Origin of the sequence: Qipengyuania sp., assembly GCF_964227205.1 — a bacterium.
Classification (GTDB): Bacteria; Pseudomonadota; Alphaproteobacteria; order Sphingomonadales; family Sphingomonadaceae; genus Qipengyuania.
In genome coordinates this window covers 16242-35441 of sequence record NZ_CAXQVB010000007.1, presented here as the reverse complement: position 1 = coordinate 35441, position 19200 = coordinate 16242, and the positions used below count along the sequence as shown (strand labels likewise).

General features: G+C 66.9%; 14 protein-coding genes. 11 read left to right on the top strand and 3 right to left on the bottom strand.

Annotation, left to right across the window (positions count from 1 at the left end; all coding sequences use genetic code 11):
* The first annotated feature begins 159 nt into the window (after nt 1–159).
* Complete coding sequence (locus ACEQZ0_RS14460) at nt 160–1854, top strand: class I adenylate-forming enzyme family protein (RefSeq protein ID WP_370191765.1); 1695 nt, start codon at nt 160–162, stop codon at nt 1852–1854.
* Nucleotides 1851–4610, top strand: coding sequence for a [protein-PII] uridylyltransferase (locus tag ACEQZ0_RS14455; RefSeq protein ID WP_370191763.1), 2760 nt, complete (start codon nt 1851–1853; stop codon nt 4608–4610). Before ACEQZ0_RS14460 ends, ACEQZ0_RS14455 begins: the two co-directional genes overlap by 4 nt.
* 25 nt (nt 4611–4635) lie before the next feature.
* Here ACEQZ0_RS14455 and ACEQZ0_RS14450 read toward each other — a convergent pair whose 3' ends face one another.
* On the bottom strand, nt 4636–5307 hold the full coding sequence (locus ACEQZ0_RS14450) for a YggS family pyridoxal phosphate-dependent enzyme (protein ID WP_370191762.1): 672 nt from the start codon (nt 5305–5307) through the stop codon (nt 4636–4638).
* Nucleotides 5308–5356: 49 nt separating this feature from the next.
* On the opposite strand from ACEQZ0_RS14450, the gene ACEQZ0_RS14445 reads away from it, so the two are divergent.
* The 4 genes from ACEQZ0_RS14445 (at nt 5357) to ald (ending at nt 11088) form a co-directional block, all read left to right on the top strand.
* Nucleotides 5357–5860, top strand: a complete 504-nt coding sequence (locus ACEQZ0_RS14445) for a thiamine phosphate synthase (protein WP_370191760.1) — start codon at nt 5357–5359, stop codon at nt 5858–5860.
* A gap of 56 nt (nt 5861–5916) precedes the next feature.
* Nucleotides 5917–8259, top strand: coding sequence for a DNA translocase FtsK 4TM domain-containing protein (locus ACEQZ0_RS14440; protein WP_370191758.1), 2343 nt, complete (start codon nt 5917–5919; stop codon nt 8257–8259).
* A gap of 55 nt (nt 8260–8314) precedes the next feature.
* Complete coding sequence (locus ACEQZ0_RS14435) at nt 8315–9904, top strand: DUF389 domain-containing protein (RefSeq protein ID WP_370191757.1); 1590 nt, start codon at nt 8315–8317, stop codon at nt 9902–9904.
* 68 nt (nt 9905–9972) lie between these two features.
* Nucleotides 9973–11088, top strand: coding sequence for an alanine dehydrogenase (gene ald, locus ACEQZ0_RS14430; RefSeq protein ID WP_370191755.1), 1116 nt, complete (start codon nt 9973–9975; stop codon nt 11086–11088).
* Here ald and ACEQZ0_RS14425 read toward each other — a convergent pair.
* Together ACEQZ0_RS14425 and ACEQZ0_RS14420 are read right to left on the bottom strand one after the other, a co-directional pair.
* Nucleotides 11085–11477, bottom strand: coding sequence for an acyl-CoA thioesterase (locus tag ACEQZ0_RS14425; RefSeq protein WP_370191753.1), 393 nt, complete (start codon nt 11475–11477; stop codon nt 11085–11087). The genes ald and ACEQZ0_RS14425 overlap by 4 nt on opposite strands.
* Complete coding sequence (locus tag ACEQZ0_RS14420) at nt 11474–13603, bottom strand: S9 family peptidase (RefSeq protein WP_370191791.1); 2130 nt, start codon at nt 13601–13603, stop codon at nt 11474–11476. The genes ACEQZ0_RS14425 and ACEQZ0_RS14420 overlap by 4 nt, the downstream gene beginning before the upstream one ends.
* Nucleotides 13604–13761: 158 nt before the next feature.
* On the opposite strand from ACEQZ0_RS14420, the gene ACEQZ0_RS14415 reads away from it, so the two are divergent.
* The 5 genes from ACEQZ0_RS14415 (at nt 13762) to ACEQZ0_RS14395 (ending at nt 19120) form a co-directional block, all read left to right on the top strand.
* The gene (locus ACEQZ0_RS14415; protein ID WP_370191752.1) at nt 13762–15564 is read left to right on the top strand and encodes an aminopeptidase P family protein; all 1803 of its coding nucleotides are present in this window, start codon (nt 13762–13764) and stop codon (nt 15562–15564) included.
* A gap of 71 nt (nt 15565–15635) precedes the next feature.
* A complete protein-coding gene (locus ACEQZ0_RS14410; protein WP_370191750.1) occupies nt 15636–16028 on the top strand; it encodes a VOC family protein in 393 nt (130 codons plus the stop codon).
* Nucleotides 16029–16242: 214 nt separating this feature from the next.
* Nucleotides 16243–16947 (top strand): hypothetical protein, encoded by a 705-nt coding sequence (locus tag ACEQZ0_RS14405; protein ID WP_370191749.1) that lies wholly within the window; start codon nt 16243–16245, stop codon nt 16945–16947.
* 50 nt (nt 16948–16997) lie between these two features.
* On the top strand, nt 16998–17735 hold the full coding sequence (locus ACEQZ0_RS14400) for a response regulator (RefSeq protein WP_370191747.1): 738 nt from the start codon (nt 16998–17000) through the stop codon (nt 17733–17735).
* Nucleotides 17735–19120, top strand: a complete 1386-nt coding sequence (locus ACEQZ0_RS14395; RefSeq protein ID WP_370191745.1) for an ATP-binding protein — start codon at nt 17735–17737, stop codon at nt 19118–19120. Before ACEQZ0_RS14400 ends, ACEQZ0_RS14395 begins: the two co-directional genes overlap by 1 nt.
* Nucleotides 19121–19200 lie beyond the last annotated feature (80 nt).

Below are 19200 nucleotides of genomic sequence, written 5' to 3'. Positions count from 1 at the left end.
TTATCCCCTTAGAGGTGGTGCCAAGGCCGCGACCGGCGACCCATCGGGGCGGCTTTTGGCATAGCAGGGGTTTTGGGGAAAGCCTGCGTCGAGCCGCAGTTCATGCGCGAGCCTCGGGCCCGAGGCCGCGCGCCGATTGGAGAGGACACGAAACAACCCATGCCGACACAACTCGACAAGGACATCCACCGCATCACCGAGGCCGTCACCGCACCCGGCCAGATGTTCGAGCTGACCGAAGTCACCCGTCGCGGGGTCGCCATGCCCGCGTTCAAGAACGCCCCGCCGAGCCTCGCCCACTACTTCGCGCATTTCTGCAACGAGAAGAAGGACGAGCTGTTCATCGTCGATGGCGAGATGCGGCTGACATTCGGCGAGGTCTGGCAAGCCGCCAGCCATGTCGCGCACGGGCTCGCCACAACCCACGCGATCGAGAAGGGGGACCGCGTCGGCATCGCCGCACGCAATTCGGCCAACTGGATCATCGCCTATATGGGCGTGTTGATGGCCGGCGGCTGCGCCACGCTCTTGAACGGCTGGTGGACCGGCGAGGAGCTCGCCTACGGCATCGATCTGTGCGAGTGCAAGCTGGTGCTCGCCGATCCGCAGCGCGCGGCCCGGCTCGAGGGAATCGCGCATTCGGCCAAGCTGATCACCTTCGACCACGGCCAGCCGGCCGAAGGGCTCGCGCCGGTCTGGGCCGAGGGCGATACGGCAATGCGGATGCTCGGCCAGATCGGGCCCGACGATCTCGCCACCATCCTCTACACCTCGGGCTCCACCGGCCATCCCAAGGGCGCCTATTCGGACCATCTCGGGGTGGTCTCGGGGACGATGAACTACGTCTGCCAGACGGCGATGATCCTCCAGCTGCTGACCGAGCGTAACGAGGCGCCCACCGTCCAGCCGAGCGCACTGGTCGCGGTGCCGCTGTTCCACGTGACGGGCGAGGTCCCGCTGCTGCTGCAGAGCTTCGCCATGGGGCGCAAGCTGGTGCTGATGCCCAAATGGGACGCGACCGAAGCGTTGCGCCTGCTCGAGAAGGAACAGATCACCTATTTCGTCGGCGTGCCGTTGATGAGCTACGAGATCGCGGTCCATCCCGAGCGCGAGCAATACGATTTGTCGCAATGCAAGACCTTCGCCGGCGGCGGTGCCGCGCGGCCGATCGAACACGTCAAGAAGATCAAGGACGCCTTCCAGGACGGCTATCCGGTGCTCGGCTACGGCCTTACCGAAACCAATGGCGTGGGCGCGGGCAATTTGAACGAGAATTACCTCGCCAAGCCGAGCAGCACAGGCATGCCCTCGCTGCCGCTGGTCGACATGGCGATCCTCGACGACGACGGCCAGCCGATGGCGCAGGGCAAGGTGGGCGAAGTCTCGATCCGCTCGGTGTGCAACTTCCTCGGCTATTGGAAGAACGAGGAAGCGACCAGCGCCGCCTATTCGGACCAGGCCTATTTCCGCACCGGCGACCTCGGCTATCTCGACGAGGACAATTACCTGTTCATCGTCGACCGCAAGAAAGACATCATCATCCGGGGCGGCGAGAACATCTCCTGCCTCGAGGTCGAGGAAGCGATCTACGCGCATCCGGCAGTGGCCGAATGCTCGGTCTTCGGCCTGCCCGACGAACGCTTCGGCGAGATCCCCGCGGCGGTCTACTACACGCATGAAGGCAAGGATGTGACGGTCGAGGACCTGCAGGAATTCCTGCGTGAACACATCGCCGCCTTCAAGGTGCCGACCGTGGTGTGGAAGAGCGAGGAGCAGCTGCCGCGCCTCGGCACGCAGAAGGTCGACAAGCGCAGCGTCAAGGCGGCCTTTGCCAAGGAGCATCTCGCCGCTTGAGCACCGCCCGCATTCCCCGCCAGCGCGCGATCGTCGACCGGCGGCGGCTGGCTGCCGAGATCGACTCGCTGGCGGGTGAGCGGGGCGACAAGGCCCGTCCGGAGATCGTCGCGCTGCTCAAGGGTGCGCTCGACAGCGGGCGCGCCGAGCTCGCGCGCCGGCTCGAGGAAAAGCCCTCGGCCGGCCACGAGAATGCCGGGGGCTTCGCCTTCCTGATCGACCAGCTGGTCCGCGTGATCCACGACCATGCGGTCACGCACCTCTATCCCAGCGCCAACCGGTCGCAAGCCGAGCGGCTCGCGATCATGGCGGTAGGGGGCTACGGCCGCGCGGAGATGGCGCCGCATTCGGACGTCGACATCGCCTTCATCGTCGGCGGGCGCAAGACCGCCTGGTGCGAACAGGTGGTCGAGGCGATGCTCTACCTGCTGTGGGACCTGGGGCTGAAGGTCGGGCATTCGACGCGCACGCTCGACGAGGTGATCCGCCTGTCGAAGAGCGACCTCACCATTCGTACGGCCCTCCTCGAAGGGCGCTATGTTTGGGGCGACCAGGAACTCTACGATGAAGGATCGCGCCGGTACACCGCCGAGGTGGTGCGCGGGAACGAACGCCAGTTCGTCAGCGAGAAGCTGGCCGAACGCAATGCCCGCCACAAGCGGATGGGCGACAGCCGCTATGTCGTCGAACCCAATGTGAAGGACGGCAAGGGCGGCCTGCGCGACCTCCACACGCTCTACTGGATCGGCAAGTTCATCCACCGCGTGCGGACCGCGTCCGAACTCGTCGATGTCGGCCTGTTCACGCCCGAGGAATACCGCAGTTTCCGCAAGGCGGAAAACTTCCTCCTCGCGGTGCGCAGCCACATGCATGTGGTGACCGGCCGGGCCGAGGACAGGCTGACCTTCGACCTGCAACGCCGGATCGCCGAACGGATGAATTTCGCCGAGCGGCCGGGCAAGAGCGCAGTCGAGCGCTTCATGCAGTTCTATTTCCTCCAGGCGAAACGCGTCGGCTCGCTCACCGGGGTGTTCCTCGCGCATATCGACGACGAGTTCGAGGCCAAGACCGCCCGCCGCGGGTTCTTCGCCGGCTGGAAGGCCAAGGCACGGCAAATCAAGGGGTACCGCGTCCATGGGGGCAAGATCGGCGCCCCGTCGGACGACTGGTTCAGGCGCAATCCGGTGCGGTTGATCGAGATCTTCCAGCTGGCCGAGGCCGAGGGGCTCGAGATCCACCCCGAGACGATGCGCCAGGCCAATCGCGACAGCGGGCTGATCGACGCCGCGATCCGCGAGGATGCCCGCGCCAACGCGCTGTTCCTCGATCTGCTGTGCGGGCGCAACGATCCCGAAACCGTGCTGCGCTGGATGAACGAGACGGGCGTGTTCGGGAAATTCGTGCCCGATTTCGGCAAGGTCAACGCACAGATGCAGTTCGACATGTACCACCATTATACGGTGGACGAGCACACCATCCGCGCGATCGGCCTGCTCAACCGGATCGAGAAGGGCGAACTGGCCGACGACCACCCGCGCGCCACGCGGCTGATCCACAAGGTCAATTCCCGCCGGGTCGCCTATGTCGCGGCGCTGCTGCACGATATCGCCAAGGGGCGCGGCGGCGACCATTCGGTGCTCGGCGCCGAAGTGGCAGAGGAATTGTGCCCGCGCTTCGGCCTGACCGCGAGCGAGACCGAGATCGTCGCGTGGCTGGTGCGCAACCATTTGCTGATGAGCCACACCGCGCAGAAGCGCGACCTGACCGACCCCAAGACGATCGAGGATTTCGTCGGCCAGGTGCAGAGCGCCGAGCGGCTGCGGCATCTCGCCATCCTTACCGCGGTCGATATCCGCGCAGTCGGGCCGGGCACGTGGAACAGCTGGAAGGGCCAGCTGCTCGGCGAGCTCTACGATATATCGAGCGAGCGATTGCGGCTCGGCCACATGCGCCATGGCCGCAAGCAGAAGATCGCCCACAAGCAGGCCGAAGTGGCCGAGCTGCTCGGCGCGAAAGCGGGGCTGGTCGAGGACCTCGCCAAGACCATGGGCGATGCCTACTGGATCGCCGAACCGGTCGATATCATCGCGCTCAATCTGGTCCATTATGCTGCGGCGCGCGAACTCGAGCACGAGTTGTCGATCCACTGCGAGTTCTACGAAGCGCGCGGGGCGACGCTGGTGACAGTCATCGCCGCCGACCACCCGGGCCTGTTCTACCGCATCGCCGGCGGCATCCATCTCGCCGGGGGCAACATCATCGACGCCCGCATCCACACCACGCGGGCTGGCTGGGCGCTCGACAACTTCCTCGTCCAGGACCCGCATGGCGAACCCTTTGCCGAAGACAGCCAGCTCGCGCGGCTCGAACAGAGCATCGCCGATGCGCTCGCCAACAAGGTCGACCTGGCACCGCGCCTGGCCCAGCGCCCGCTGGCGCACAGCCGCGCACGCGCCTTCGACGTCGCCCCGCGAGTGCTGTTCGACAACAAGGCATCGAACCGCTTCACCGTGATCGAGGTCAATGCGCGTGATCGTCCGGCGCTGCTCAACCGCCTCGCGCGCGTGCTGTTCGAAAGCCGGCTGGTGGTCCAGTCGGCCCATGTCACCAATTACGGCGAACGCGCGGCGGACACCTTCTACGTCACTGATCTCACCGGCGGGAAGCTCGAGCCCGGCGAGCGGATGAACCGGATCGAGGCGCGGCTGATGGAAGCCGCCAGCGATGCGCTGCAGGACCGGCTCGAGAACGCGTAGGGATTCTTGCAGCCCTACCGCTTCGCTACGTGAGGGCGGGGCGCTCGCCGAACAGCGCGGTGCCGACGCGGACATGCGTCGCCCCGAGCTTGATCGCGGTTTCGTAGTCGCCGCTCATGCCCATGCTGCGGCCGTCCAACCCGTGATCTCGCGCGAGCTTGTCGAGGAAGGCGAAGAAGGGCGCGGGCTCGATGTCGAAAGGCGGGATGCACATCAGCCCGGCAAGCGGAATGTCGGCCGCGCGCGCTTGTTCGAGCAGCGCGGAAAGCTCGGCCACCGGACAGCCGCCCTTTTGCTTTTCCTCGCCGACATCGACCTGGACGAAGCAGGGAACGCGCCGGTCGAGCTTGTCCATCGCCTTGGCCAGAGCCTTGACCAGGCTCGGCCGGTCGAGCGAATGGATAACATCGAACAGTGCCACGGCATCCTCCGCCTTGTTCGACTGGAGCTGACCGATCAGGTGGAGCTGCACTGCGGGAAAGGCCTCGCGCAGCGCGGGCCATTTGCCCTGCGCTTCCTGCACGCGGTTCTCGCCGAAATGGCGCTGGCCTTGGCGCAGCAGCGGCTCGATCGCCTCGGCGGGATGCGTCTTGCTGACTGCAACGAGGGTCACCTCCTCGGCTTCCCTACGGGCAATTTTGCAGGCCTTGGCGATATTCGCCTGTACCTGCTGAAGCGGGGTATCTGCCTTTTCCATCGCGGCGCGCTATAGCGTGTGCGTGACACGAGAACAGCCCTCCCTTCCCATGCTCTGGCTGCTCAGCGATGCGCGCAACGATACGACGATCGAGGAGGCGCTGCGCGCACTGCCGCGTGGATCGGGCTTCGTGTTCCGTCACTACCACCTCGATCCCGCAGCGCGGTACGCTCGCTTCACCGCGCTGGCCGATCTCGCGCGGCAATGCGGCCATGTGGTGATACTGTCGGGTGCGCAGGACTGGGGAGCGGACGGGCATTACGGCCCTCCCCGCAGCCTCGGCGCGGGGCTCCGCCTCGCCACTGCGCATGATGGTGCGGAACTGCAGGCGGCCATTGCGGCGGGAGCAGACGGGATATTTCTGTCGCCGGTCTTCGCCACAGCCTCGCACCCCGGCGCCGCGACACTCGGCGTGCACGGCTTTCACGTGCTTGCCCAGCAATCGCCCGTGCCGGTCATCGCGCTCGGCGGGATGACGCACGAACGCGCGCGCGACCTCGACTGGCCGCGCTGGGGGGCGATCGACGGACTCGCTTCGGCGAAGGTCGCTTGACGCGCGAGTCCCCGAGGATTCATACTGCGCGCATCCGACGGATCAGGGGAATTTTCATGGCTACGCGCGCAGGCGCAGCACCCGATTGGCGCGCGGCCTTCCGCCGCAGCTTCCGCCGCGCCACGCATATGGCGGGCGCGGGGCTGCTGTTTGCCATGCTCGTATTCCTCACGCTGGCGCTGGCGAGCTATACGCAGACCGACCCCAGCCCCTCGACCGCCGCGAGCGGCACGGACATCCGCAACTGGATGGGGGCGAGCGGCGCCTGGATCAGCGAGCGCGCGCTCAACTTCTTCGGCATCACCGCCGTGCTGCTGCTGCCGCTGCTGTATATTTCGGCGCGCCGGCTGTGGAGCGGTGTCGAGCACGAGGAAGAGCAAGAGACGCCCGGTCGCTGGTGGGGCCCCTTCGCGCTGCTGCTGGCGGCGATGGGCTTGCTCGGCACGGTCCTGGCGCTGGTCTTCGAGGAAACCGGCGGGAGCCTTCCGGCCGGTTATGGCGGTCTCTTCGGCCAGCTCGGCGGGCTAGGTATCGAGGCGGTGGCCGATCGCTTCGGCGGCGATTTCGCCGGCTGGATCGTGCTTGCGCTGGCGCTGGTCGCGCTCGGCGGCGGGATCGCGCTGGTAACCCGCGTGTTCGCGATCGACTGGGCGCAGTTCCTGACGCTGCCCGAGTTCGTGAAGCGCAAGGCAGCGTTGCCGGAACTCGACCTGCCGCTCGCGCCCAAGAAACAGAAGCGCGCCAGGCTGCTCGACGACGAGGACGAGGACACCGACACCGAAACGGCTCAGCCACGCGAATCGCGCCGTGCGCCCGAGATCGCCGATCCCGCGCCGCTGCCCGCGCAGTCGAAGCCGGCCAAGCCCAAGCAGCGCGACATGTTCGCAAGCTTCCAGCTTCCGAGCCACGATTTGCTCGACGACGCGCCCGAGAATTCGGCGCCCAAGCTCGACAAGATGGCGCTCGAGCGTAACGCCCGACTGCTCGAAAACGTGCTCGACGATTTCAACGTGAAGGGCGAGATCACCGCGGTGCGCGCCGGCCCGGTGGTCACCATGTACGAACTCGAGCCTGCACCCGGCATCAAGGCCAGCCGCGTGGTCGGGCTGGCCGAGGATATCGCGCGCAACATGTCGGCCATCTCCGCGCGCGTCTCGCCCATTCCGGGAAAGACGGTGATCGGCATCGAACTGCCCAATGCCGACCGCCAGATGGTCAGCTACAAGCAGCTGGCGAACTCCGCCGCCTTCGTCGAGCACAAGGGCAGCCTGCCGATGATCCTCGGCAAGGACATCGCGGGCGAACCGATCGTCGCCGACCTCGCCGCCATGCCGCACCTGCTGGTCGCGGGAACCACCGGCTCGGGCAAGTCGGTCGGCCTCAACGCGATCCTGCTGTCGCTGCTCTACCGCTTCACCCCCGACGAGTGCCGCCTGATCCTGATCGACCCCAAGGTGCTCGAGCTCAAGACCTACGACGACATCCCGCATCTGCTCAGCCCGGTGGTGACCGAACCGCACAAGTCGGTACGCGCGCTCAAATGGGCGGTCGAGGAAATGGAGAAGCGCTACCGCATGATGAGTAGCGTGAACTCGCGCAACATCGCGGGCTTCAACGAGAAAGTGAAGAAGGCGATCGAGAAGGGCAAGCCGCTCGGCCGCAGGGTGCAGACCGGCTTCGACCCCGAAACCGGCGAGGAGCTCTACGAGGAAGAGCAGCTCGATTACGAACCGCTGCCGCTGATCGTCCTGATCGTCGACGAGCTGGCCGACCTCATGGTCACCGTGGGCAAGGAAATCGAGGTGCTGATCCAGCGGCTGTCGCAGAAGAGCCGCGCGGCGGGCATCCACCTCATCATGGCGACGCAGCGCCCCTCGGTCGACGTCATTACCGGGGTGATTAAGGCGAACCTGCCCACCCGCATCAGCTTCAAGGTCACCAGCCGCATCGACAGCCGCACGATCCTGGGCGAACAGGGTGCCGAACAGCTGCTGGGCAAGGGCGACATGCTCTACAAGCCCAACACCGGCGCGATGATCCGCGTCCACGGTCCCTTCGTCAGCGACGAGGAGGTCGAGCGGGTCGCCGATCACTGGCGCGCGCAGGGCAAGCCCGATTATGTCGATGCGGTTACCGAGGAGCCCGAGGACGGCGGATTCAACTTCGAGGACGAGTTCACCGCCTCCGACAATCCCGAGGAACGCAAGTACCGCCAGGCCTGCCAGATCGTGATCGAGAACCAGAAGGCTTCGGGATCGTGGCTGCAGCGCCAGATGGGCGTCGGCTACAACACCGCCGCAAAGTGGATCGAGCGGATGGAGAGCGAAGGGCTGGTCGGCCCGGCGAACCATGTCGGCCGCCGCGAAATCTTCCGCGACCAGGACGGCAACCCGATCTGACGATCCCGCAGATGAGGCGGGACTTTCACGAGTCATGCCGCTAAATCGCCCGGCGATGGCTCATCCTTCCGACATTCCCGCCGACGACTGGTCCGAAGAAACCAACGGCAAGCCCGGCGCCGACCACCCCAAGCGCCGCCCGATCAGCCGGTGGACGATCCTGCGCGCGCTTGTTGAAATCCGCATGTGGTGGCGCGACGGGGTAATCGCCGATCTCGACCATGTCGCGACGATCGAGCGGGTGCGCGGCGAATCGCTGCTGACCAGCCGCTATATCTTCATGACCGCGATGAGCGCGGGCATCGCCATCCTCGGCCTGCTGCTGTCCTCGCCTGCGGTGGTCATCGGCGCCATGCTGCTCTCGCCTTTGATGAACCCGATCATCGGCACCGGCTTTTCGCTCGCCACGGGCGATGTCGCCTGGTTGCGCCGCTGCGGCAAGGCGCTGGTCGCGGGCTCGCTTTTCGCGATCCTCTTCTGCGCCCTGATCGTCTATCTCTCGCCGCTGCAGACGGTGACCGAGGAGATCGCCGCGCGCACGAGACCCAACCTGTTCGACCTGCTCGTCGCGCTCTTCTCGGCGCTCGCCGGGTCCTATGCGGTCATTCGCGGACGCGAGGGTACCATTGTCGGGGTGGCGATCGCCACCGCCCTCATGCCGCCGCTGGCGGTGGTCGGTTTCGGCCTCGCCACCTTCAACTGGACGGTGTTCGGCGGCGCGCTGGGCCTGTTCATCACCAACCTTATGACCATCGGCCTGACGGCCGCGGTGATGGCGCGACTCTACGGTTTCCAGACCGACCTGACCGAGCGCCAGACCAGGGTGCAATCGCTCGGTATCCTCGCCATCTTCGTCGCGCTGGCGGTGCCGCTGGGATTTTCGCTGCGGACCATTGCCTGGGAAGCCAATGGCCAGCGCATCGTCAACCAGGAGGTCTCCGAGGCCTTCACCAATCGCGCCCGCGTCGACCAGCCGATCGTCAATTGGGCCGCCGAACCGATAACGGTATCGGCGAGCGTGTTCACGCCCGAGTTCAATCCCAATGCCGATGCCGAGATCGCGCGGCGGCTCGAATCGCGGCTCGGCCGGCCGGTGCGGGTGGCGATCGACCAGTTCCAGGTCGGCACCGATCCGGGCGCCGCCGAAAAGGCAGCACTGGCGCAGGCCCGCGCGCGCGAGGCGGCCGAGGCGAGCGAGCGGCAGATCGCCGCGCTGGGCCGCAGCCTGGCGTTGATTGCCGGCGTCGAACGCGCCGATGTGATGCTCGACCGCGAGCGCAACCGGGCGCAGGCCACTGCCCGCCCGCTCGATGGCCTGTCGCTGGCGGGCTACCGCGAGCTCGAACGCCGGCTCGAACGGTCGACGCCCGGCTGGACGGTCGAGCTGCGTCCTCCCCTCGTCGCCCTGCCCTCGATCAGCGTGGGCGAAGCGGGGCTCGACGGCGAGAACCTGCGCCGCGTGGCGCTGATCGGCTGGGCCGCGCGGCGGACCGGATTGCGGATCGGCCTGAGCGGCAGCGCGGATGCGCTGGCCGCCGTGCAACAGGCGCTGGGCGATAGCGCGGGACTGGTCGACATGCGAACCGTCGACAATGGCTCAGTGGTCACCGCCAACTGGTCGATCGCCGAGACGCCGCAGCCCTAGGAGAGGGCGCGGGCTTGCCCCGACTTGGTTGCAGTTGTAACGGGCTGCCGCAGACAAGGAGTCCCCCAATGCTCATCGGCAGCCCCAAGGAAATCAAGAATCACGAATATCGCGTCGGCCTGACGCCCGAGAGCGCGAAAGAGCTCGTCATGCAGGGCCACGAGGTGTGGATCGAGACGCAGGCGGGCTGCGGCATCGATGCGACCGACGAGCAGTATATCGCCGCCGGCGCCAGGATCGTCGACGGCCCCGACCCGATCTTCGCCGAGTGCGAAATGGTAGTGAAGGTCAAGGAACCGCAGGCGATCGAGCGCAAGAAGCTGCGCGAGGGGCAGATCCTCTACACCTACCTTCACCTCGCCCCCGATCCCGAGCAGACGAAGGACCTGGTCGATAGCGGCGTGACCGCGATCGCCTATGAAACCGTCACCGGTCCGCGCGGCCAGCTGCCGCTCTTGAAGCCGATGAGCCAGGTCGCCGGGCGCATGAGCGTTCAGGCAGGTGCCACCGCGCTCGAAAAGGCGCATGGCGGACGCGGCGTGCTGCTCGGCGGCGTGCCGGGTGTGATGCCGGGCAAGGTCGTGGTGATCGGCGGCGGCGTGGTCGGCTTCAATGCCGCGCAGATGGCGGTCGGCCTCGGCGCCGACGTCACCATCCTCGACCGCGACCCCGAGGTCCTCGAGAAGGTCGGCACGCATTTCGAGGCGCGCGCGGCGACGCGCTTCTCGAACGCGGCCAATCTCTACGACGCCGTGACCACCGCCGATCTCGTCATCGGTGCGGTCCTCATCCCCGGCGCGGCGGCCCCCAAGCTGGTCACGCGCGACATGCTCAAGGACATGCAGAAGGGCGCCGTGCTCGTCGATGTCGCGATCGACCAGGGCGGCTGTTTCGAAACCTCGGAGCCGACCACCCACGCCGATCCGACCTATGTGGTCGAAGACGTCGTCCACTACTGCGTCGCGAACATGCCCGGCGCGGTGGCGCGCACCAGCACCTATGCGCTCAACAACGTCACCCTGCCGCATGCCCTGCGGATCGCGCGGCTGGGCTGGAAGGCGGCGCTCGCCACCGACCCGCATCTCGCCGAAGGTCTCAACGTCCACAAGGGCCAGGTGACCTACGAAGCCGTCGCCAGCGAACTCGGCTACGACTACCGCCCGGTCGCTGACCTGCTCGGTTAGGCGAAGGGTTCGAGCACCTCGGGCCGGACGCGGACCAGCCGGCCCGAGGCCCGATCGAGCATGGCCCAGGTCGTCGCCGCGCTGACGATGACCTTGCCCGCCGCGTTGCGGAAATCGACGCGGCGGAGCGAGGTCGCGCCGCGCGCCGGCCCCTCGATCCAGGTTTCGCCCGTCACGCTTTCGCCCGCATCGATATTGCCGCGATAATCGATCTCGTGGCGGGTCACGACCCAGAAGAAGGCTGCGCGGTCTTCCGCCCGCGCCACCGCATCCCAATGCGCGGTGGCCATGTCCTGGATCCACTGCACCCAGACCGCATTGTTGACGTGGCCGAGTTCGTCGATGTGCTCTGCCTGGGCGGTGAAGACACGCGTGAAGATGTTCGTCATGCGGCCACCCCGAGCTGCCACAGCACGAAGGCGACCTCCTCGGCGGTCTCGCGGATCGATTCGAAGCGGCCCGACTTGCCGCCGTGGCCCGCGCCCATGTTGGTCTTCAAGAGCAGTTCGTTGTCGTCGGTCTTCAGCTCGCGCAGCTTGGCGACCCATTTGGCGGGTTCCCAATAGGTCACGCGCGGATCGTTGAGGCCGGCGGTCACCAGCATCGGCGGGTAGTCCTGCGCCACCACCTGGTCGTAAGGGCTGTAGCTGAGGATGTAGGCGAAGGCCTGTTTCGACAGGATCGGATTGCCCCATTCGGGCCATTCGCCCGGGGTCAGCGGCAATTCGGCATCGAGCATGGTCGCAAGCACGTCGACGAAGGGAACATGCGCCACCACCGCGCCCCACAGGGAGGGATCGGTATTGGCGACGACACCCATCAGCCCGCCGCCCGCAGAGCCGCCCGAAATGCTGATCCTGCCCTCTTCAGTATAGCCCCTGGCCGCGAGCCCCTTCGCCACGTCGACGAAATCGGTGAAGGTGTTGAGCCGATCGTTGAGCTTGCCCTGGAGATACCATTTGCGCCCCAGATCGTCGCCGCCGCGGATATGCGCGATGGCATAGGCGAAGCCGCGGTCGACGAGGCTGAGCCGCGTGGTCGAGAAGCCCGGCGGCACGGCATAGCCATAGGCGCCATAGGCATAGAGATGCAGCGGGCCGCCCCCGTCGGGGTATCGCTCGGCACGGTCCTTGCGCATCACCACGCTCACCGGGATCATGGTCCCGTCGCGAGCCTCGATCTCGAGCCGCTCGGTGACGTAGAGCGAGGGATCGTAGCCACTGGGAATTTCCTGCTGCTTGAGCAGTTCCAATTCGCCGCTTTCGACATGGTAGTCATAGACCGAATCGGGCGTGACCATGCTCTGGTACGACAGCCGCAGCTTGTCCTGGTGGTATTCGGGATTGTTGGTCAGGCCGGTGGTATAGCTCGCCTCGGCAAAGGCGATCGGCTTCACCAGGTTGGGATCGGCGTAGGAACGCAGCTGGATCTGGTCGAGCCCGTTCAGCCGCCCTTCGGTGACGTAGAAGTCGCGATAGAGTTCGAACCCGTCGAGGTAGAACTCGTCCGACCCCTCGATCAGCGTTTCCCACGTGCCGGGATCGTCGAGCGAGGCGGTCGCCAGCCGGAAATTGATATGCCCGTCATTGGTGTGGACCCACAGTGTGGTCTTGCCTCCGTCGGTCCGCAGGTCGACATCGTATTCGACGCCCTTCGCGCGCGGGCGGACGAGGATCGGCTCGGCTGTCGGATCGTTCGCCGGGACCAGCCTGACCTCGCTGGTCTCGTTGTCGCCGGTGGCGATCACGAGCCAGTCTTCCTGCGCGCTGAGCCCCGCGCCGACGCGGAAGCCCTCGTCCTCGTTCTCGCGATAGAGTTCTACGTCCTGGTCGAGCGGAGTGCCGAGCACATGCAGCGTGGCATCGTGGACGCGCCAATGTTCGTCGGCGCGGCCGTAGACCAGCGCGGTGTCGTCCATCACCCAGACGAGGTCGGACAGAGTGCCGGGTATCTCGTCGGGCAGGTGCTCGCCGGTTTCGAGGTCCTTGATCCGCGCGGTGAAGCGTTCGGACCCGTTGGTATCTACCGAATAGGCGAGCAGTTTCCCGTCCCTGGAGACCGAAAAGCTCCCGAGGCGGAAATAGTCGTGACCCTCGGCGAGCGCATTCTCGTCGAGGATCAGCACGCCCTCGCCCCCGTCCACCGGCCCCTCGGCGCCGCCGGGGACAGGCTTGCGGTAATATTTGCGATACTCCGCGCCCTGTTCGAATTCGGACCAGTAAAGCCACTCGCCACGGCGTTGCGGTACGGTCGAGTCGTCTTCCTTGATGCGCGCCTTCATCTCCTTGAACAGCGTTTCGACCAGATCCTTGTGCGGCGCCATCCGCGCCTCGAACCAGGCATTCTCCGCCTCGAGATGCGCGAGCACCTCCTTGTCGGTCACCTCCGGATAGGCAGGATCGCGCAGCCAGGCATAGGGATCGGCGATGGTGATGCCGTGATGCGCATAGGAAAAGTCGCGTTTCTCGGCCCGGGGCGGGGTGGTCGGCAGGGCGGCGGGGCGGCTCGTCGAAATGGGGAGACTCCTGAGCTTGGGAACGGGTGGAAAAGGGCGACCAAGGGGCCTAAGTGGGGCGCATGACTATGCGCGCCCCGATCTAAGATGGCAGGGGGTGCGCCGCAAGCGCCGGGATGCAGCCGACGCCACCACTGGATACAAAGGATACCCCGCCCATGCTGATGCAGACCTATGAAGCCCGCCTCGACGGATTGCGCAAGGAACTGGGCAAGCGCGGGCTCGACGGCTTCGTCATCCCCATTTCCGACGAGCATATGAGCGAATATGTCGGCTCCTATGCCCAGCGGCTCAAGTGGCTGACGGGCTTCGGCGGCAGCGCGGGCAGCGCCGCGGTGATCAAGGACAGGGCGGCAATGTTCACCGACGGCCGCTACACCGTGCAGGTGCGTGAGCAGGTCGACGGCAAGCTCTACGATTACGAGAACGTTCCCGCCACTTCGCCCGCGAAGTGGATCGCAGAGCACGCACCCGAGGGGGCCAGGATCGGCTACGACGCCTGGCTCCACGGCATCGGCTGGGCCGAGGATGCGGAGAAGCTTTTCGCCAAGAAGGGCATCGAACTGGTCCCGGTCGACGGCAATCCGATCGACGCGATCTGGGAGGGCCGCCCGCAGGCCTCGCTCGCCCCGGCCGTCCCCCATGCCGACGAGCACGCCGGTCGCTCGAGCGCCGACAAGCGCGCAGAGGTGGCCGACTGGCTCAAGCGCGAAGGCTATGACGCGACCGTCATCAGCGCGCTCGATTCGGTCGCCTGGCTGCTCAACATCCGCGGCGAGGACGTCGAGAACACGCCCGTCGCATTGTCCTATGTCCTCGCGCATGCCGACGGTACCGCCGAGCTGTTCATCGCGCCCGAAAAGGTCACGCCCGCACTGATCCAGCATCTCGGCAATGCGGTGACCGTGCGCGATCGCCACGAATTCGTCCCCGCGCTCGAGAAGCTTGCCGGGAAGAGCGTGGCGGTCGATCCGAACCATGCGGTGGCGGGCATCTTCCACGCGCTCGCGGCAGGCGGCGCCAAGGTCGTGCGGACCGACGATCCGACAGTCCTGCCCAAGGCGATCAAGAACGCAGCCGAACAGCAGGGCCATCGCGACGCACAGGCGCGCGACGGGGCGGCGGTGGCGCGCTTCCTGCGCTGGCTTTCGATCGAGGCGCCCAAGGGCGGGATCGACGAACTGACCGCTGCGGCCAAGCTGCGCGAATTCCGCGAAGCCTCGGGCGTGCTCAAGGATGCCAGCTTCGACACGATCAGCGCCGCCGGCCCGCATGCCGCGCTGCCGCATTACAAGGTCGATGAGGACAGCAATATTCCGATTCCACCGTCCTCGATCTACCTCGTCGATTCGGGCGGCCAGTATCTCGACGGCACCACCGACATCACCCGCACCGTGTGGGTCGGCCCGGGCGAGCCCACGGCGGAAATGGTCGAGCGCAACACGCGCGTCCTCAAGGGCCATATCCAGCTCGACATGCAGAAATTCCCCGACCGCACCACCGGTGGCGCGCTCGACGCACTGGCCCGCATGCATCTGTGGAACGGCGGAGTCGACTACGGCCACGGCACCGGCCACGGTGTCGGCAGCTTCCTTTCGGTCCACGAGGGGCCGCAGCGCATTTCGAAGCCCGGCGGCGCCTTCCCCGGCACCGAGACCCCGCTGCGCGAAGGCATGATCCTCTCGAACGAACCCGGCTATTACAAGGCCGGCGCCTATGGCATCCGCATCGAGAATCTCGTGCTCGTCGTCCCTGCCGGGATCGAGAGCGAGGGCGACTATCTCGGCTTCGAGACGCTGACCTTCGTCCCGCTCGACCGCCGGCTGGTCGACAAGGACCTGCTTTCGCCCGCCGAGATCGGCTGGTGGAACGATTATCACGCCAAGGTGTGGGATATTCTCTCGCCGCAGCTCGAGGGCGAGGACCTCGCCTGGCTGAAGGCCGAATGCGCGCCCTTGTAGGTTTCGCCATGTTCCCGTAATGTTCCGTCAGGGTCGCGAGCGATCGCGAGTCGCCAACAAGGAGCATTGCCATGATCGGATACGTCACCCTCGGGTCCAACGACCTCGAGCGTTCCGCCAGATTCTACGACCCGCTGGCCGCCGAGATGGGCGTCGGGCGGATGATGGAGTTCGAGACCTTCATCGCCTGGGGCGAAATGGACGGCGGTGCCGGGATCGCCGCGACCAAGCCGTTCGACGGCAAGGAAGCGAGCGTCGGCAACGGCACGATGGTCGCGCTGCAGGCGAAGGATCGCGACCAGGTGAAGCGGCTCTACGACATCGCGCTCGCCAATGGCGGCAGCTGCGAGGGCGAACCCGGCCCGCGCGGCGAGCCGGACGGGAACGGCATGGTGTTCTACGCTGCCTATTTCCGCGATCCGGACGGCAACAAGCTCAATGCCTTCGTGATGGACAAGGGGTGAGCTCTCGGGCCTTCCTTGCGCCGGGGTGAATGGCGGCTTGCGTCCTGCTGAACGATCTGCGCCTGCCGGTGCAAAGCGTTACAATTCAACCCCGGTTCGGGATAGTTGTGCGACATCGGCGCTCTAGAAGAGGCTCACGAGCTGCGGCGGGCTGTTTGTACTTCCCCTCAGACCCCCGGTCCGTCGCAGCTCTCCAGCATTCGGAGAAACGCAGATGAACAGGACATTCCTCACCCTTTCCGCCGCGGCGCTCGCGCTGACCGGCACGGCCGCTCTCGCCCGCCATCATGGCGAGCACCCCGATCCCGATGCCAATGGCGACGGGGTCGTAACGCTCGACGAGATCCGCGCGCAGGCCGCCGAAGGCTTCGCCAGGATGGATGCCAATGGCGACGGCGTGATCGATGCCGCCGACCGCGAGGCGCGCGCCGCCGGAATGTTCGCCAAGGCCGACACCGATGGCGACGGCGAGCTGTCGCAGGCCGAAATGAAGACCATGCGCGAAGCGCGCATGCAGCGCCACGAAGAGCGCCGCGAGGCGCGTGCCGAACGCCGCGCCGAGCGCATGGCCGATCATTTCGCCAAGATGGATACCGATGGCTCGGGCGGTCTCTCGGCCGCTGAGATGAAGGCCATGCACGAAGCGCGCGGCGAACACGGTCGGCGCGGTGAAGGCAAGCGCGGCCACCGCGGCATGCACGGCGGCGCGGGCGGTCCCGGCCACATGATGGTGCGCATGGCCGACGCCGATGGCGACAAGTCGGTCACCCGCGCCGAATTCGACGCCGCGATCGCCGCCCATTTCGCCAAGGTCGATAGCGACGGCGACGGGCGCATCACCAAGGCCGAGCGCAAGGCCGCCCATGACGCGATGCGCGCCGAGCGGAAGGCCCGGCGCGATACGCGACGCGACCAGTAGGCGCTTGATCCGGAAGCGGGGCGGGCGGTAGGCCCGGACGAAGACAGACCATGACCACCCCCGCCCCCACTTCCATCCTGCTCGTCGACGACGAGCGCACGCTGCGCGAACCCCTGGCGGAGTATCTGTCCCGCCAGGGGTTCGCCGTGCAGGAAGCCGAAAGCGCCGCCGCGGCGCGCACGCTGCTCGCTCGCGAGACGCCCGACATCGTCCTGCTCGACATCATGATGCCGGGCGAGGACGGGCTCTCGCTGTGCCGCCACCTGGTCGAGGCGCGCCGCTTGCCGGTCATCCTGCTGACCGCCAAAGGCGAGGCGATGGATCGCATCATCGGGCTCGAAATCGGCGCCGACGACTATGTCACCAAGCCTTTTGAACCGCGCGAACTGGTGGCGCGGATCCGCTCGGTGCTGCGCCGCGCCGAGCGCCCCGCACCCGCGCCTGCGGAAGAACTACCCTATGAATTCGAGGGCTGGCGGCTCGATCCGCTCAAACGCCGGCTGACCGATCCCGAAGGCGCGCTGGTGCCGCTGTCGACCGCCGAATTCCGCATGCTGCGCGCATTCTGCGACCATCCGCGCCAGGTGCTCGACCGCGACCGTCTGCTCGACCTGGTCCAGGGCCGCGAGGCGCATCTGTTCGACCGCGCGGTCGACAACCAGGTCAGTCGCCTTCGCCGCAAGATCGAGAACGACAGCCGCAATCCGCATTTCATCCAGACCGTGCGCGGTGGCGGCTACCGGTTCGGCGCCGAGGTCACCCGCGCGGCGCGCGACGGCGACGGCTGATGCGCCTCGGGCCGCGCAGCCTGCTCGGCCAGGTGATGCTGGCGCTCGCCGCAGCGCTGCTGATCGCGCAGGCGATTTCGGCAGGCATGCTCTATCGCGCGGCCAACGAGCGGCGCGAACTCGCCTTCATGAACGCCGCCGCCTTCCAGTTGCTGACCGGAGCGCGGAACAGCAACCAGCATCATCGGCGCGCTCACATGTTGCCGCGCCACCGGTTGCGCGCCGAAGAAGGCGGCCTGCGGCTTCCGCACGGCTTCCGCTACAGCGAGACCGCCGCCTTTCCGCTGCCCGCCGACGCTCCGCGCGACGAGCGGCGCGAATCCGTGCTGGCAAATCTGCTCGAAGCGCGGGGGATGGCGGTGGAAAGCCTCGCCATCACCGTCCGGCCTCTGGCAAGCGAACCCGGCATCGGACGCGCACTCGCGCATACCCGGCCGCGCCTCCCGCGCGACCTCATGGTCGTCGCGCTCCGCCAGCAGGGCAGCGACGTCTGGCAGGTGGCGCGCCTGCCCGTTCCCCCGCCCGATCGCGGCGTGGTGCGCACGCTCGCGCTGCAGACCGCGATCCTCTTCGCGGTGCTCGTCGGGCTGCTCTATGTCGTGTTGCGCCGCATCACCCGCCCGCTCCATGCACTGGCCGAACGCACGCGGCGCTTTGCCGGATCGGGTTCGGCCGAACCGCCGCTGCCCGCCTCGGGGCCCGACGACGTGCGCAAGCTGATCGAGGCGCACAATGCGATGCAGGCGCGGATCGTCACGATGCTCGACGAGAAGGACGTCATGCTCGGTGCCATCGGGCATGATCTCAAGACCCCGCTCGCCGCGCTGCGCGTGCGCATCGAAAGCGTCGAGGACGACGCCGCACGCGCGCGGATGGCGGCGAGCATCGAAGACATCACGCAGACGCTCGACGAAATTCTCGCGCTCGCGCGCATCGGACGCAACGGCACATCGGCTGAGAGGACCGAACTCGGCGCGCTCGCGACTTCGGTGGTCGAGGAATTCGAAGATATGGGCCGCCCGGTAACGCTCGCGACCCGGGGGCGCCTCGCGGCGCCGGTCCACCTCACCTGGCTCAAGCGCGGGTTGCGCAACCTCATCACCAATGCGCTGCGCTATGCCGGCACGGCGCGGGTCGAAGTGCTGCACGCCGACGGCATGGCGATCCTCCGCGTCGACGACGACGGGCCCGGCATTCCCGCGGACCGCATCGACGCGATGCTCGAGCCCTTCACGCGCGGCGAGGCGAGCCGCAATCGCGATACCGGCGGCGCCGGACTGGGCCTGACGCTGGCGCGCGCGGTGGCCGAGCAGCATGGCGGCACGCTGGTGCTCGCCAATCGCCCCGAGGGCGGCCTGCGCGCAGAATTCCGTATTCCTTTGTAAGCGAGCGAGCGGTAGCGGCCCGCACCCGATCAGGATGTCATGAGTGGCCTGGCGGGGGTGCGGGCTGGTGCCGCGATCGA